Annotated in this window: 12 protein-coding genes; 6 read left to right on the plus strand and 6 right to left on the minus strand. The window is 37.6% G+C overall.

Features of this window, described 5'->3' with window-relative positions; genetic code table 11:
• Positions 1–489: 489 nt before the first annotated feature.
• The 4 genes from ACH2AZ_RS08655 (at position 490) to ACH2AZ_RS08670 (ending at position 5527) form a co-directional block, all read left to right on the plus strand.
• Positions 490–1887: an arginine decarboxylase gene (locus tag ACH2AZ_RS08655; RefSeq protein ID WP_394907518.1), complete on the plus strand. Its 1398-nt coding sequence runs from the start codon at positions 490–492 to the stop codon at positions 1885–1887.
• The gene (speB, locus tag ACH2AZ_RS08660; RefSeq protein ID WP_394907519.1) at positions 1877–2752 is read left to right on the plus strand and encodes an agmatinase; all 876 of its coding nucleotides are present in this window, start codon (positions 1877–1879) and stop codon (positions 2750–2752) included. The genes ACH2AZ_RS08655 and speB overlap by 11 nt, the downstream gene beginning before the upstream one ends.
• A 65-nt stretch (positions 2753–2817) precedes the next feature.
• The gene (locus tag ACH2AZ_RS08665; RefSeq protein ID WP_394907520.1) at positions 2818–3798 is read left to right on the plus strand and encodes a deoxyhypusine synthase family protein; all 981 of its coding nucleotides are present in this window, start codon (positions 2818–2820) and stop codon (positions 3796–3798) included.
• 196 nt (positions 3799–3994) lie between these two features.
• Positions 3995–5527: a carbon-nitrogen hydrolase family protein gene (locus tag ACH2AZ_RS08670; protein ID WP_394907521.1), complete on the plus strand. Its 1533-nt coding sequence runs from the start codon at positions 3995–3997 to the stop codon at positions 5525–5527.
• 33 nt (positions 5528–5560) lie between these two features.
• On the opposite strand, the gene ACH2AZ_RS08675 is transcribed toward ACH2AZ_RS08670, so the two are convergent.
• From ACH2AZ_RS08675 to ACH2AZ_RS08700, 6 genes are all read right to left on the minus strand, one after another.
• Positions 5561–7762 carry a PepSY domain-containing protein gene (locus tag ACH2AZ_RS08675; protein WP_394907522.1) on the minus strand — a complete coding sequence of 734 codons (2202 nt, stop codon included), beginning with the start codon at positions 7760–7762 and terminating at the stop codon, positions 5561–5563.
• 27 nt (positions 7763–7789) lie between these two features.
• The gene (locus tag ACH2AZ_RS08680) at positions 7790–8269 is read right to left on the minus strand and encodes a DUF2271 domain-containing protein (RefSeq protein ID WP_394907523.1); all 480 of its coding nucleotides are present in this window, start codon (positions 8267–8269) and stop codon (positions 7790–7792) included.
• Between the two features lie 8 nt (positions 8270–8277).
• Entirely contained in the window at positions 8278–9762 is a 1485-nt protein-coding gene (locus ACH2AZ_RS08685; protein WP_394907524.1) for an ankyrin repeat domain-containing protein, read from the minus strand.
• 100 nt (positions 9763–9862) lie between these two features.
• Positions 9863–11146, minus strand: coding sequence for a hypothetical protein (locus ACH2AZ_RS08690; protein WP_394907525.1), 1284 nt, complete (start codon positions 11144–11146; stop codon positions 9863–9865).
• An 11-nt stretch (positions 11147–11157) separates the two neighbouring features.
• Positions 11158–13569 (minus strand): TonB-dependent receptor domain-containing protein, encoded by a 2412-nt coding sequence (locus ACH2AZ_RS08695; protein WP_394907526.1) that lies wholly within the window; start codon positions 13567–13569, stop codon positions 11158–11160.
• A 218-nt stretch (positions 13570–13787) separates the two neighbouring features.
• The gene (locus tag ACH2AZ_RS08700; RefSeq protein ID WP_394907527.1) at positions 13788–14357 is read right to left on the minus strand and encodes a ComF family protein; all 570 of its coding nucleotides are present in this window, start codon (positions 14355–14357) and stop codon (positions 13788–13790) included.
• A gap of 162 nt (positions 14358–14519) precedes the next feature.
• Here ACH2AZ_RS08700 and ACH2AZ_RS08705 point away from each other — a divergent pair, with 162 nt between their 5' ends.
• Positions 14520–15392 carry a hypothetical protein gene (locus ACH2AZ_RS08705; RefSeq protein ID WP_394907528.1) on the plus strand — a complete coding sequence of 291 codons (873 nt, stop codon included), beginning with the start codon at positions 14520–14522 and terminating at the stop codon, positions 15390–15392.
• A 54-nt stretch (positions 15393–15446) separates the two neighbouring features.
• Entirely contained in the window at positions 15447–16988 is a 1542-nt protein-coding gene (locus ACH2AZ_RS08710; protein ID WP_394907529.1) for a glycine--tRNA ligase, read from the plus strand.
• The last annotated feature ends 225 nt before the right edge of the window (positions 16989–17213 follow it).

Below are 17213 nucleotides of genomic sequence, written 5' to 3' on the forward strand. Positions count from 1 at the left end.
AGCCAGCGCCCACGATAAGCTACTGGATTGTACTTATTAAATAGGAGTAATTTTTTGTTTAAATTGGATACCTCTAATTCAGGCCATACCATTTTATTTTTTTTCTCGTTTTAAAATAGTTGTTGGCGCTAAATTTTTATGCCTTAGCGGTGATGTAATATTTGCGTTATTTAAATGAGTAAGTTTATAGATGTTCAAAAATTGAAATAAGGTTTTGATATAAAGCAATAGTTTATTTTTCTGGAAAACAGTAATTTATGAGCCTGTTATGTAGGAATTTTGGAGTGTGTAAAATTATTTAAAATTTAACATTTAAACTATTTTTTTATTTATAAAAAAGTATTCCATTTGTACTTATAAACGCGTCTGTTATAAGGCTCTAATTTCTTACAAGATAAAATTCGTTAAGCGTACTATTTTTTTATTTCTGCAATAGTATTTATATATTTAAATAACTAAAATATTGACGATTTACCCTTTACACATTCAATGAACACAAAATACATCGATTTAATCGAACAAACTTTTGATTTTCCTCAAGATGAATTTCAATTGCAAAATGATCAACTCCGTTTTCACGGAATAGATCTGATGGGTTTAATCAAGGAGTATGGAGCTCCTTTAAAATTCACCTATCTTCCTAAGATTTCAGATAACATTCAACGAGCTAAAAGCTGGTTCAATGGGGCAATAGAGAAACACGCTTACCCAGCGAGTTATAACTACTGTTATTGTACCAAAAGTTCGCATTTTAAGCACGTTTTACACGAAGCTTTGCGCAACGATATCCATATTGAGACTTCCTCGGCTTTTGATATCGATATAGTGCAAAACTTGAAAAAAGAAGGTAAAATCAACGAGCAAACCTATGTGATTTGCAATGGTTTTAAACGCGATCAATACATAAAAAACATCGCTCAACTGATTAATGAAGGGCATGAAAATTGTATCCCAGTAATCGATAATTATGAGGAGATAGCATTGTTAACCAATCAAACGCATAAAGATTTTAAAATCGGTATCCGTATCGCTTCAGAAGAAGAACCTAAATTTGAGTTTTATACTTCACGCTTGGGTATTGGTTATAAAAATATTGTTCCGTTTTACGAAGATCAAATCAAGCATAATGACCAAATCGAGCTTAAAATGCTTCATTTTTTCATCAATACAGGTATCCGTGACAACGCTTATTATTGGAATGAACTTCAAAAATGTTTGCGTGTGTATACGCGCTTAAAAAAAATATGTCCCACGCTAGATAGCTTAAATATTGGAGGCGGGTTTCCTATTAAAAACTCGCTTGGTTTTGATTATGATTATGCCTATATGGCCGATGAGGTGATAAATCAAATTAAATTATTCTGTGAAGAAGAAGGTGTAACTCCGCCGCATATTTTTACCGAGTTTGGCAGTTTTACTGTTGGAGAAAGTGGAGGCGCCATTTATGAGATTTTATATCAAAAACAACAAAACGATCGCGAAAAGTGGAATATGATTAACTCATCATTCATTACCACCTTACCCGATTCTTGGGCCATTAATAAACGTTTTATCATGCTGCCCATCAACCGTTGGAGCGATCGCTATGAACGGGTGCTGTTAGGTGGTCTAACTTGTGATTCTGATGATTACTACAACTCAGAACAGCATATGAATGCCATTTATTTACCGCGCTATGATAAAGAAAAACCTTTGTATATCGGGTTTTTTAATACCGGCGCTTATCAAGAAACCATTGGGGGTTTTGGCGGTTTGCAACATTGTTTAATTCCTGCGCCCAAACACCTGCTAATACAAAAAAATGAAGACGGCAGTCTTTCTACACAACTCTTTAAAGAACAACAAAAAAGTGAAGACTTACTTAAAATTTTAGGTTATGAACACTAAAAGAAACTATGCGGGAATTCCCGATAAATATGCACGTATAGATGATGCCAAAGTGGTATTAATACCTGTGCCTTATGATGGAACCAGTACCTGGCAAAAAGGTGCAGATAAAGGTCCAGCTGCATTTTTGGAGGCTTCTGAGAATATGGAGCTATATGATATAGAAACCCAAAGTGAGGTATATAAACAAGGTATTTATTTAGCTCCTGCTGTTTCAGAAAATTCTTCGCCAGAAAAAATGGTCGAGAGCGTTTATAAAACGGTAAAAAACTATTTGAAACAAGATAAATTTGTTACGCTTTTTGGTGGGGAACATTCGGTGTCTATTGGTAGTATTCGTGCTTTCAGCGAAAGCTTTGAAGAGCTAAGTGTAGTTCAAATCGACGCCCACGCCGATTTGCGTAAAAGTTATGATGGTTCAAGTTGTAATCACGCTTGTGCGTTGCACGAGGCAAGTAAAAACACCAACCTTATTCAGGTAGGAATACGATCGATGGATGCTTCTGAAAAAGAGTTTATGGACGAAACTCGGGTTTATTTTGCTCACGATTTGTACGAAGACTGGATGGATGACGCTATAGGGCAAATGACTCCTAATGTTTTTATCACCATAGATCTAGATGCCTTTGACCCTTCTATATTACCCGCAACAGGAACCCCAGAGCCCGGTGGATTACTATGGTATGAAACCTTAGATTTTTTAAAAATGATTTTTAAAACAAAAAATGTAGTCGGTTTTGATATCGTAGAACTTTGCCCCAATGAAAATCATAAAGCTTCAGACTTTTTAGCGGCAAAATTATATTATAAGATGCTGAGTTATAAATTTAATGCTTCCAAACTGAGGGAAGCCGATGAGTATTAAAATAAACTGAATAGATCTGTAAAGCAGTTGCTTTTCATAGATTTCTTAATGTAAAATCTACCACCATGAATAAACCTATTTCACAATTTATAGAAAAATATTTTTTGCATTTTAATGCTGCCAGTTTAGTTGATGCTGCCTTAGGCTATGAAAAACAACTCGAGCAGGGATCAAAGATGTTAGTATCCTTAGCAGGGGCAATGAGTACTGCAGAACTGGGTAAAATCTTCGCCGAAATGATTCGTCAAAACAAAGTGCATATCATTTCTTGTACCGGCGCCAATTTAGAAGAAGATATCATGAATTTAGTGGCGCATTCACATTACAAACGGGTGCCTAATTATCGCGATTTAACCCCGCAAGATGAATGGGATTTACTAGAGAAAGGACTCAATAGAGTTACCGATACTTGTATTCCCGAAGAAGAAGCTTTTAGACGTATTCAAGAGCATATTGTAAAAATTTGGAAGGATGCAGAGGCCAATGGAGAGCGCTACTTTCCGCACGAGTATATGTACAAGCTTTTACTCTCTGGTGTTTTAGAAGAACACTATGAAATTGATATTAAAGATTCTTGGATGTATGCCGCAGCAGAGAAAAATTTACCTATAGTGGTTCCCGGTTGGGAAGATAGTACTATGGGAAATATCTTTGCTAGCTACGTAGTTAAAGGTGAATTAAAAGCTTCTACCGTAAAATCTGGAATCGAATATATGACTTTCCTAGCCGATTGGTATACAGAAAACACAAAACCAGAGGTGTCTAATGGTATTGGCTTTTTTCAAATAGGAGGAGGTATTGCTGGTGATTTTCCTATTTGTGTAGTACCAATGCTTTACCAAGATTTAGAACGAACCGACACTCCGTTTTGGAGCTATTTTTGTCAGATTTCAGATTCTACCACTAGCTATGGCTCATACTCTGGTGCTGTGCCTAATGAGAAAATTACTTGGGGTAAACTCGATATCAATACCCCGAAATATATCATCGAGAGCGATGCTACCATCGTGGCTCCCTTAATTTTCGCCTACTTATTAGGCATGTAATCGCTACTTCTAAGCAAAAAAATTGCTGGGAAGCCTATAGACGATAATTAACCAACAAGCAATTGAAAATAATTTTCAATTGCTTGTTGTTAAACGAGATATACTTTTTGTTTTCCACCTAAAGCACTATAAACTTATAGCTACTTTTTCCCTTATCGCCTTTCGCAAAATAACATTTGTCTAAAACTGTATATTAATGAATAACCAAGCTCCTCATATAGAATTGCGCTACCTGTCTTTAAATGATTTTGAAGACTTAAAAGAAGTTTTTATCGAAATTTATGGCGATGCACCCGATGCGTATTGGAAAAAAGAAGAGTTAAGAGAATTGCTTAAAACTTTCCCTAAGGGGCAAGTCGTGGTAATGGTTAACGGGAATCTAGCCGGTTGTGCCTTCTCTATTGTTGTCGATTCTAAAAAGCTAGACGAGAAACATACCTATGAAGATGTGGTGGGTGATGCCAAGTTTAAAAATCATACCCTAAATGGCGATATGCTTTACGGAATTGATATCATCATAAAAAGAGAATTTCGCGGTTTGCGTTTAGGAAGACGACTTTATGATTACCGCAAAGAGCTATGCGAACAACTCAATTTAAAAGCGATTGTCTTTGGAGGTAGATTGCCCAATTATCACAAATACGCCCAAGAACTAACGCCTAAAGCCTATTTAGAAAAAGTACGCAATTGCGAGATTGAAGATCCTGTGCTTAACTTTCAATTGGCCAATGACTTTAGACCTGTAAGAATTCTCTCTAATTACTTAGAGGGAGACCAGCAGTCAAAAGAGTATGCGGTATGGCTACAATGGGATAATATTTACTACACCAAAGACAGCAGTAGGCCTATGCCTACGAAAACAGAGGTGCGTTTAGGCTTAGTACAGTGGCAAATGCGCTCATATAACAATTTAGAAGAACTGCTGCATCAAGTTGAGTATTTTGTAGAATCTCTTTCGGGCTACCGATCAGATTTTGCGTTGTTCCCCGAGTTTTTTAATGCGCCTTTAATGGCAAAATACAATCATTTATCAGAAGCCGAAGCTATTCGTGAATTAGCGGGCTATACACAGCCTATAAAAGAAAAAATGATGCAGCTAGCCGTAAGTCATAATATTAATATTATTACCGGTAGTATGCCAGAAATTATAGAAGACAAGCTATACAATGTGGGTTATTTGTGTAAAAGAGACGGCCTCGTAGAGCAGTTTAAAAAAATTCATGTGACTCCAGATGAGGCCCAAATTTGGGGGTTGCAAGGCGGACAAGAATTTCAGGTTTTTGATACAGACTGTGGTAAAATAGGAATATTAATCTGTTACGATGTTGAATTTCCTGAGCTTTCGCGGATTCTAGCTCTAGAGGGGATGCAAATTTTATTTGTTCCTTTTTTAACCGATACCCAAAACGGATACTCACGCGTAAAACTTTGCGCCCAAGCCCGTGCGGTAGAAAACGAATGCTATGTGGCCATTGCTGGCAGTGTTGGTAATTTACCAAAGGTGCATAATATGGATATTCAATATGCACAATCTGCTGTTTTCACCCCTTCAGACTTTAAATTTCCGTACGACGGGGTAAAGGCTGAAACCACACCCAATACCGAAATGATTTTGATAGCCGATGTAGATCTTGATGCCTTACGCGATTTACATAATTTTGGAAGCGTAAAAAACCTAAAAGATAGAAGAGAAGAGCTTTATGTGCTTAAGCGGAATAAATTAAACTAACACAATTAAATAAGTTGGCAGACTTAGGTACCATCAATAACAATCCATTTTAAGCTGTTTTCTACTTTCATAATAGCAAAGTGCTTTTTGGTTGTGCGTGAGCGCAATTTTGTTGAGACATGCTAAAACCGCCTCCTGCATTACTACTGATCCGCAAATCATAAAAACAGCTTTGTTTTTAAGTGCGTCGGCAATAAACGTGGCATCTTTTATCAACAGGTCTTGAACATAGCTTTTCTCCTGATTAGTTTCGCGCGAAAAAGCCAATTTTAAAGTAGATAAGCTACCTTCTTGTTGGGCACGTTCTAGATGCTCTCGGTAGGGAGAAAATTGTTCTTGATTACGGCCACCCCAATATAAACATACCTGTTGTTTAGATTGCTGAAGCATACCTAAAAAAGGGCCTACACCAGTACCCGTGGCTAACATAATAACTTGTTTAGCGCGTTTGGGTAAATGAAAATTTTTGTTTTTTACTAAACCAGCACTAAGTTCGCCGGTTGTATTTAATTGGTACAACCAATTGGAGACTAATCCAAATTCGTGACGCTTTACAGCAATCAAAATTTCATTATTTGTAGATTTACCAATAGAATATAAGCGTTCGCGTTGATCTTCTGGCGGAACTATCGATAACAAATCTCCCGATTTAAACTTTAACCTCCCTTTGGGCTTTAAACAAAGTAAAAAGCTAGCATCTAATCCTTGTCCTCCTTTTGTGTTTTGCGTGCAAACTAATTGTTGTTGCTTTATTTTTCTTGGTTTGACGATGTTTTTGGGTATTCTGGCAGGAATATTTAACCTATCGCACCAATCCATCATCCAAGTTTTAAAAGCTTCGGTAGATTGGTTGTTTATGCTAGTGTAAGGCATTTCTTCCTTAAAGTAATTTGTTTCGCTTAAAGCGGATTGCACTTCTTTAGCAAATGCACAAAAATGTGGGTAGCTTCTCGAACCAAAACCCAAAACAGTAAAACCAATTTCATTTGATGTGTGCTGTTTTTGTAAGTGTTTTAGAAATTTTTGAGCGTTGCTAGGTGCCTCACCGTTTCCGTAGGTGGCGGTCATAATAACTAGGTGCTCAAGTTTAGGTTTTAGTTGCACTTGGTTCATCTCTGCCAAGTAAACGCGTTTTCCTAACCGAATCAATTCCGCGTAAAGCGCTTTTGCAAAATTAAAAGTAGTTCCGCCTTCAGACCCTACTAATATAAGATGAGAACAATCTTTAAGCGCATAATGATTCTTAATTTTTCCCGATTGCCTAGACCACATAATTTTAAAGCCAGAATAAATAAAAAACAAAATTCCTATACTAGCCAGAACAAGTAAGATAGACCACAGCCAGCTGCCTTGACCGGTATGCAATACCAAACTATAATGTGCCAAAACATGGCTGATGGGGTAGGTGTGGGTACTGATGATCTCGCCACTAAATTGGTTGATAATAACATGTTGTGTGCGTGTTTGTAAACTAAAATAATCTTCGGGGAAAGGCGAGAAAGGAAATTCTACGCGTTTCAAATCGCCTAACATGGTCTCATTAAAGATTGTAAACTCAGTTATTTTTTGCGGTTCGCTTTCTTGCCATTCGTGCTCATCTAACTGATGCTTGGCATCGCTTGGGGTTATGAGGTTAAATTGAAGCAAGCTAAGATAGCTCCCGCTTAGAGCGATAATTAAAATGGGTAGCAATAACCAACGTCCTAAAAGCGCATGCCATAACGGATAAAATTTGTCTTTAATTATGGGTTTAAACCACTTTTTAAATCCGCCTTGGCGTTTACTAACGAGAAAAATTCCGCTTAAAGCGATAAAAAACAACAAAAAAGCAGTTAACCCGATAAGAAAACGCCCCGTAGATTTTAAAAATAAAGAGCGGTGTAAGGTTTTTGCCCATAAATAGATAGGTTTTTCGGGCTCTTTAACCGCTAAAATCTCCCCGGTGAGCGGATTGATATAAACCTCTTGGTTTTCACCCTTGGCATTCACCACCGATGCCAATACACCACCGTTGTTGTCTACCTCTAACCAAAGTACTTCTTCTTGAGATTGGCTGAGCTTTTCAAGCGTGCTAGCTAGGCTAATATCTTCTAGGGAGAAGCGGTTGTGTTGTTGCAGCTTTTGATCTATTGGGGCTAGCCCGAGTATAATTCCGGTTAAACTGGCCAATGCCAGAAACAGAAAACTTACCCAGGCTAAGGCCAAGTGAATCAATCTCCAAGGGGATATACTCATACAAGCGCTCGTCTAACTTTTGTTGCTTTATTTTTGTTCGAGTAGGCGTACGTATCGTATGTAGCCTTTACCTTCTTGTTTTTGTTTAAGGTTTTCTTTGGTGAGCTCAAACTCCAAGTCTGTTGCAAAATAATCTTGGTCTTCTACGGCGGTTTCAAATCTTAGCTTGAAACCTGCATCTATGGTGTGTGTGGGTATTTCAAGTATTTTTATGGCACGCTCCCCACCGCCTATGGTGGCTCCCGTTATAGCGTCTATGCTTTCGGTCTTTTTTTGCCAATGTGCATACCATTGAGGAAGGTCTTTGTACCACTCTGAGTCATCGCCTAAAACTTGTAAGGTTTTTTGGTATTCGTTGGCTTGGTTTACCACCGATACTACTACATAAGCGCCTTCTCCTTCATAATTCTTTAACTGAATAAGGCATTTATATGAGGAGCTAGGGTTGGAGTTAAAAGCCATTAAGGCTAATAGAAAAATACTAAGTATTGCAGATTTGATTCGCATAACTTGATTTATGATTTTAAAAATTGGATGTTTTCATTCTTTAGTAATTCGTTTTCACGTGCCATGTCATAGGCGGTTTCTTCAAAAAGCGTTTTAATGCTTGGGTCGGCACCGCGTTTCACTAATTCTTTCAACATTTTGCTGTCTTTTGCCGTTAAGCTTATTTTATGAAGTAAGGTTACTCCCTCGTCATTTTGGGCGTTGATATCAACCCCCTCTTGCAACAATGCGTCGATCAAGTTGAGGTCTTCTTTTTCGGCAGCTAAATGCAATAGGGTATTCCCGTTACCTTGTTTCGCTTTAAAGTCAAGATTTTTAGCTTTAAGCAATTCCCATTTTTTATAAAAATCTTCTTTTGATCGCGCTGAGTATCCTGAAATCAAATGACCCAGTAGGGTTCTTTGGTCTTGACTAACGATATTGGTATGCGCTCCGTTTTCTAATAATATCGCTACTATCTCTGAGCTATTGTTTTGTACCGCTAAACTCAATGCACTTTCACCTGCTTTATTGGTGTGGTTAATGCTTTGACTTTGGTCTAACACAAAATTAACCACTGGTAAATTATTTTGAGAAGCAGCATATAGTAAAATGGTATTCCCATGATTATCTATAGCGTCTATATCAACTTTTCTAGAGAAAAAGTAATCGAGGTTTTCTGGGTGTGAATTATTTTTTGCCAGGTAATGGAGTATGTTTTTGTTTTCTAGATCTTTTTGATGCGGGTCAAGCTCTAGACTATTCAAGTATTTAAAAAATTCAAGTTTATTATCGCCTGCACGGCTACTGCTTGCCGCTTGATGAAACAAATTAGTATTATCTTTATTAATGTCTTTATAAGCTACTCCTTTACGGATTAGTTCGGTCATTATTTTTTTATTACCGGTTACCGCTGCATAATCGACAGCATTTTTTCCAGTTTTGTCGGTATGATTTAACGTTAATCCTTTTTTGATGAAGTAGTCTAAAATTGACCAGTCTTTTGCCGTCCCTGCCAAAACTAAAAGAGCGTTTATTCCTTTGGGATTTGCATAGGCTGGATCAACTCCATTTTTAATTAAGATATCATAAACCGCGGTTTTTTCAAGTCCAGCCCGTGCCGCAAACATAATTGGGCTGTACAGGCGGTTGTCAAAAACTTTTGGGTTTGCGCCCTTTTTAAATAAATAATCGAGCAGGGCCACATTGCCTCTATTGGCTGCCCAAAAAATATAGGTGCGTTTGTCGTGGGTAAGTTTATTTACTTCGTTTCCTGGTAGCTCTAAAAGGTATTTAATACTAGCATTAGAAACTTTATTAAGAATGGCGTAGCTTACGGCATCAAAACCGCGAGAGTTTAAGGCAGTTGGACTGTTACCTTCCTTTATTTTTGCTTCAATGGTGGCGATATCGGGATTTTGTTTCCAGAAATCGGCAGACCAAAAGACATTATCTTGTGCATTTGCCGATAAACTCAGCAAAAGTATCAGGCTTATTTGAAGTAAATGTTTCATAATGTATTATGTCTAGTTTTAATAATTGTAAAAGTCGGACTTTTATAAAAACCTGCTCCATTTTTAGAGCAGGTTTTTGGTTTTAGTTTTGGGTATTTTTTTAATAAACCCCTAAGTAAAATGAATCTGCTCCGTTTTCTAGCTGTGCACCAACCTCAAAAGCATCTGGCGAAGTGCTGCTAGGATCAAATTTATAGATGTTACCCTTTTGCCCTAGTGGGGTAATGGCCATGTAAAATTTACCATCTCGACCAACCACACCCGATTGGTAGTACCACATCCAAAGGTTATTAGGAAGGTTTAATTTGGTAGCTGTTTGGTTATAAATATCAATACGTGCTACTCCCCAAGCGGCTTCTTCTTTTCCTCGACCTTTGCTAGCATCGTAAAAAGGAACGTAACCGATTCCGTTACCTACATAGAACCAACCGTTTGCACCCACTTTGGCCATTCCTAAAGCATTAGCTAAATCAAATGAGTAGCTGTTGTCGTAGTCTTCGTTACTTATTTTTAAAAGCTTAGCAGGATTGCTGGTTAAATGATAAATATCACCTTGCTCGTCACCGTGATAGACAGGAGTTCTGTATCCATAAGTAGAACCTTGAGCATTTTCAGACCGTAAAAATTGTAAATTGGTCAATTCAGGATAATCTACCACCATAGTAGTTGCTTTATAGGTTTCTGGGTTTACGTTTTCACCCGTAGCAGGATCAAACTGGCGCATTGCCACCCCATAGTAAGCCTTTCCGTTTTTGATAGTCGGGTTATCTATTCTCCAGATATGGTAGTTCTCCTCAAAACTTGGTATTTCCAATACGCTTTTTTCTTCTAAACTCATATTCTCTAAACCAATATTCTGTAATACGGCCTCAGACTTAGTGTAAGTGTAGTTCTCGTTCTCATCGTATTGGTTTTCGGTGTTAATCGTATGCACTAAAGCATTGTCTTTACTTACTACCGTCCATCGCGGGTAGGCGGTACCCATTGCTACCTGTACATTAGTTTCGGCTAATTGGGTATAATTAGACCCGCCATTTACTTGGTACTTATAAATCATACCGCCACCATAGCTAAGGTTATATAAAAATTCACCTGAAGGAGATCCGTAGATTCTAGCTGTTCTTACCGAAGGAACTTCAAAACCTTTACCATTAAAACTGATGTTACCCTCAGAGATGTTTTCAAGTGCCTGTGCGTAGGTTCCCGAGTTACCCTCAGAACTTACTCCAAATATCACATTGTAATAGGACTGGTTCCCAACAGGCGGAGTGGTTTTGCTGCCGTTATCATCATCAGAATCACAGCTAAACAAGCTTAATGAAAGGCCAATCGCGGCAAGCAAATTAATTTTACTTTTACTTAAAAAGGTGTTTTTAAAAATCATAGTATTTAGGTTTATATAGCGTTATAGGTTATTTTAAAATAGAAGGCTCTACCTGGTTTTTGCAGTGCCCAATTGTCGAATAAATGCTCGTTGGTAATGTTTTTGGCGTCAAAGCCAAGTACAACCTTGTTTCCTGGGAAACGGTAATTCACCCCTGCACTGTGCACGGCTTGTGTGGGTATATAGGCTTTACCTTGACTGGCTAGGCTTTCCCAGTTTCTAAAAAACCGATGCGTGTAGCCAAAATTGTAGTGTACATTGAGCCCGTGGTTTTGTTTAAATAAATTTTTAAACTCATAATTAGCATGTAAATTACCCGTTAGAAATGGAGCATTACGCAAGCGGTCGCCATAATAAATGTATTCTGAGCCATACTCATCGTACTTTAAGTTATAGCGGGCATTAAAATTAGATAGGTTGGCGGTAAGGGTAAAGCGCTTGTCATAGTTATAATTCATTTCGAGGTCTACCCCTGTACTGCGTACCTTACCTAGATTTTCAAATCCGTATTGATCGGTGATATTACTTGCAATTCCGCGTACAATCATATCGCTAATATCTCTTAAGAAAAAATTTATATCCGCTTTAAGCTGATGTTTATTAAAGCTAAAGCTGCCTAAACTTGCGCCTAGATTTACATTGGTGCTGTTTTCTGGTCTTAAGTTGTAGGTAGGTAAAATATTCTCTGAAGTATTACCTAAGAGTTCAAATATTCCTGGCATACGTATGGCTTTTTCTACCGAGCTGGTAATCAAAATTTCATCGGTCAAAGCATAGGAGAATGCTGCACCATAGCCGTTAAAGCTTATTTTTTTATCATACGCAGTGGCGGTAAGCTTGTCTTGTCTTTTGGTGTAGTCTGTAAGTTTAACTTTTTGGTGATAATTCTTAAAAAATAAGGTTGAGGTGAGTTTCTCATTCAACCATTTGGCTTCATAAGAGAAACTGAGAATGGTTTTGCTCAAAAAGCGCGTGTCAAGCAGTTCATTTTCGGCCTCAGGTAATTTTGGGTCGTCTATATCCCGAGTAAATTGGTTATAAAAAAAGTTAGCATTTAGCTTCTGAGTATCAGAAAAAGAATATCCTAATCCGGTTCTATTGGCAAAGTTCTTCTCGTTATTATTGGCTAACGTAGCGGGGCCTGCCTCTCCTCCTGAATTTCTCCAATTAATGGGGTTGTCATCTTGATCTCGAACAATCTCGCCCAACCAATTATACATATAAGGGATAGTGTCAATAACTTTACGATTGGTTTGAGAATAAGATACAAAGGTTTTTGCGCTTAGATTGGGTAAGATTAAGTTGTCTTTTTCGTATTTTAAGTTAAACATACGAGTGTCGCGCTCAGACCTTCTATTGCCATAAACCACATCCATGGTTGCACCGGTTTGTATGTCATTATCCATATCAGAAAATAGCAAACCTAGACTCAACTCATCTGCGAAAGACTTGTCGCGTATACTTATATTGGCTTGAATACCCTTAGATTCATAACTATCGTGAAAACGCTCTGCCTTAACATACTTTACTTTACCCGTTTGCGGATTAATAACATAAACATTGTCTCCATAAACCTCATAATTATTATCGGTGTAAGCATAAAAAGCGCCTATTTGAGCATTAAGTCCGGTTTTACTATCAAATAAATTAGCGTTCACGTCGGCCTGGTGGGTATTAAATGAGCCATAACTATAAGCAACCGAAAGCTTGTTCTTTTTTTCTTTCTTTAGAATTATATTTATGCCGCCTCCTAAAGCGTCTTCGGTAAGGTGTCCCGGTAGCACCCCTTTGTAAATTTCAATTCGTTCGATCATACTGGGCGGTATGTTGTTTAAAGAAAAGGCCTTTCCGTAATTGCGCAGTGGGATTCCATCTATAAAAATGCGAACAGAGTTTCCTGTTAGACCATTTAGGTTAAAATCGATATGAGAACCCAATCCTGCAGATTGTCTTATTTTTACCCCCGCCGATCGATCTAATAGCTCACTGGCGGCGACATTTTGAACGGTATAGGCTTGGGTGTTCACCACCTCTATATTATAGCCCTTTTCTTTGCTTTCGCGGATTTTAGATTTGCTTTTAATTACAATGTCTTCTAAAGCAAAATTGGTTTCTTGTTGGAGCGCTACATAAAGATTGTCTGAATGCTCGCTTAAATCGACTGTGAGGTGGATCTCCTTTTGCCCAAAAGGCTGAATGATGACTTCATATTCTTTTGCGGCTAGGCCCGAAATATTAAAATTGCCTTGCTCATCAGAATACGCCGATTTTGCATTTGCAGGAATATAAATGAGTGCCGATACCACAGGACTAGCGTCTTTAAAAACCACTTGCCCGGTTAGCTTCCTTAAGTCAGCCAACTCTTGCGCCTGCAAGTCTAAAAGACCGAGTCCCGTAATAATAAGTACAAGAAATAACCTCATTTGTTACTTAAATTTATTCTAAATAAGCGCAAATGTATAACTTTATCTAGATTAATTATAAATAAAAAATAAGAATATTAGCGTTGGGTGCTAGAGCCGATTAATAAAAATGTGAAGAAATTGTCTTGTATTTTTTTTACTAATTTTTTTTGTGTTAAAAAATTAGTTATTTGGAAAGAATGAGCCTGTTGCTTGATAAAAAGAATAAAATGTTAAAGTTAAATAGTCAATGCCATGCTTGCAATGCTAATTTTGAGTCCGGGTATGTCGAGTAATTTTTTAGCGCAAGTTTCTAAGGTTGCACCAGTAGTGATGATATCATCTACCAGTAAAATATGTTTGTTTTTGAGCAGGTCTGCACCATTTAACGCAAACAAATGATGCTGTAACTGGGCACGGGCAAATCTATCTTTAAAAACTTGTGTTTTAGACGGATTGTTTTTTATGAGTACATGGTGCGTATAATTTGTACCAAGCGCTTTTGCTATTTCCTGCCCAAATCCGGCTACTTGGTTATAGCCGCGCTTTGCCAATTTACGCTTATGTAATGGTATGGGAATTACATAATCAATATGCTGGTAAGCGGGCAATTGACTTAGAATGGCGCCCAACCATTTTCCCAAATAAAAACTAATTTCAACCCGACCTTTGTACTTTAACTCATGCATTAAATGTTGTACCAACGAGTTTTTCTCAAAAATAAACAAGCTACAGGCATTCTCTAAGGGTATTCTTCCTGAAAATACTTTTTTTACTGTATTTTCGTTGGTTAATTGCGCAGTGGCCATCGGTAATAAATAATGACAAGCCAAACAAACTACTTGTTCTCTGTGAAGAAGGTACTCGGAACAGCAGGCGCAGGTTTTTGGAAATAGAAAATTTAATAACAAGATTGAATGCATTTCATTAGGCTTGTTTAATTTACGTAAAATTCTTGAAAAGAGAGGCTTATGAATATTCAGAATAATAAAAACATACTCAAGGTACTCATGCTATTGCTTGCCGGGATCTTGATTATCTCTGTGTTTTTTACTCTAAATTTTTATCAAGAAAACAAAAAGAACTTGGCTATTATAGCACAAGAAAAAGAACGCTTGCGCACCGAATTAGATGCTTTGCGCGAACAATATGCGCAGGTAATTCAAGAGAATAAAGAGCTAAAGAATCAGGTGCAAAAAGACGCCGACCGAATCAAGGGTTTGTTAGATAGTTTAGATGTACAGCAAATTGATTTGCAACAACTCTCTAAAGTCGAATTACTAGCCATTAAATACAAACAAAAAACCAACAAGTTGCAAAAGCAAGTTGATAGTCTCCAGGCTATGAAGCGTAATTTAGAAGACGATGTGGTATTGGCACAAGCAGCCCAGTTGCGCGAGCAAAAAAAGAGCGATTCACTTTTTAAAGAAAACCAATTGCTCAGTCGGCAATTAGAAGATGCTTCACAACTTCAATTTGGGCAATATAAAGTACAGGCGAAGGCATCAACCAGGCCAGGGAGTAAATCAATCCGTAAAGCAAAAAAAACACGGGTTTTAGAAATTTGCGCCCAAATTCAAGCCAACACCTTGGCACGGGCAGGAGAGTATCAAATGTATGTTCAGATTATCAATCCTAAAAACAATCTTCTTGGGAGCAAAGGGAGCCTTAGAATGGGCAGTCAAAAGTTGGTTTATTCTCTAAAGCATAAATTTAGTTATGAGCAAAAGGAACTTGATATTTGTATGCATTTTGAACAAGAAAATTTCATAGCGGGCCGCTATGTAATCAACTTATTTTTTGGTGACCGTAAAGTAGGCACTCAAGAGTTGAATCTAGAATAAAAACCTTAAAAAATACAAGATAAAACATTGGTATAATATTACTATTTTTGTGCTATGGCAAAACAACAAGATACATTTAAACAAGTAATAGCCCATGCTAAGGAGTATGGCTATATTTTTTCATCTAGCGAAATCTATGATGGATTAAGTGCCGTTTATGATTACGGTCAAAACGGAGCAGAACTCAAAAAAAATATAAAAGATTATTGGTGGAAAAGCATGGTGCAAATGCATCAAAATATTGTTGGCTTAGATGCTGCGATTCTTATGCATCCTACCACTTGGAAAGCCTCGGGTCACGTTGATGCTTTTAACGATCCTTTGATTGATAATAAAGACTCTAAAAAGCGTTACCGCGCCGATGTTTTGGTAGAAGATTATGCAGAGAAACTTAACCAAAAGGCCGAGAAGGAAATTGCCAAGGCCAAGAAACGATTTGGAGATGCTTTTAATGAGGAGGAGTTTGTAAGCACCAATTCGCGTGTATTGCGTTACCGTAGAGAGCAAAAAGAAGTGCTGGAACGATTAGCTAAATCACTTACCGAAGAAGATCTCGCCGATGTTAAAGCTTTAATCGAAGAATTGGGGATTGCTTGCCCCGAAACTGGTTCAAAAAATTGGACCGATGTTAAACAATTCAACTTGATGTTTGGTACTAAACTAGGTGCTTCTGCAGATTCAGCTACCGATTTATACCTACGACCTGAAACTGCTCAAGGTATATTTGTAAATTTTGCCAACGTGCAAAAAACGGGGCGTATGAAAATACCATTTGGTATTGCTCAAATAGGTAAAGCTTTTAGGAATGAAATTGTTGCAAGACAGTTTATTTTTCGCCAGCGCGAATTTGAACAAATGGAAATGCAGTTTTTTGTTCGGCCAGGAGAAGAACTCAAGTGGTTTGAGTATTGGAAAGAAACCAGACAAAATTGGCATCGATCATTAGGCTTAGGTGATGATAATTACCGTTTCCATGATCATGAAAAAATGGCTCATTATGCCAATGCCGCTACCGATATCGAGTTTAAATTTCCCTTTGGATTTAAAGAATTGGAAGGGATACATTCTAGAACCGACTTTGATTTGAAAGCCCACGAGCAGCACTCTGGTAAAAAATTACAGTTTTTTGATCCTGAATTGAACAAGAATTACACCCCTTACGTTATTGAGACTTCTATAGGACTCGACCGTATGTTTTTAGCGGTTTTCTCTAGTGCTTTACAGGAAGAAGAATTAGAAGGAGGCACCACACGAACCGTCCTTAAATTACCGGCTATATTGGCACCTTATAAAGCGGCCATCTTGCCTTTAGTGAAGAAAGACGGTTTACCCGAAATAGCCGAAAAAATAGTAGCAGATTTACAGTGGGACTTCAATGTGACTTACGACGAGAAAGACGCCGTTGGTAGGAGATATAGAAGGCAAGATGCTGCTGGGACTCCTTTTTGTATTACGGTAGATCACGATACTTTAGAAGACAACCAAGTGACTATTAGACACCGTGATAGTATGGAGCAGCAGCGCGTACCTATTACGCAATTACGTGAAATAATAGGAAAAGCAGTAGATTTTAGAACCTGGATGCAATCCCAATAAATTTTTTATGTTAGTGCAGTTTCTAAAATATACGCGCTATGTAGCATTAGGAGCTTTTTTTATTTGCTTTATATTGTTACGATTTGAGTGGGGGAAAGCTTTAATTACAACAGATTTGCAAAACTTTTTTGTGTTGCTTTATCTGATTGCGGAGTTGTTTTATTTAAGACGCCAGGTGAAGAGTCAAAAAGAAGAAATAAGAAAGCTTAAAAATTTGAATAAGAA

Origin of the sequence: uncultured Mesonia sp. (assembly GCA_947499595.1) — a bacterium.
Lineage (GTDB): Bacteria > Bacteroidota > Bacteroidia > Flavobacteriales > Flavobacteriaceae > Mesonia > Mesonia sediminis.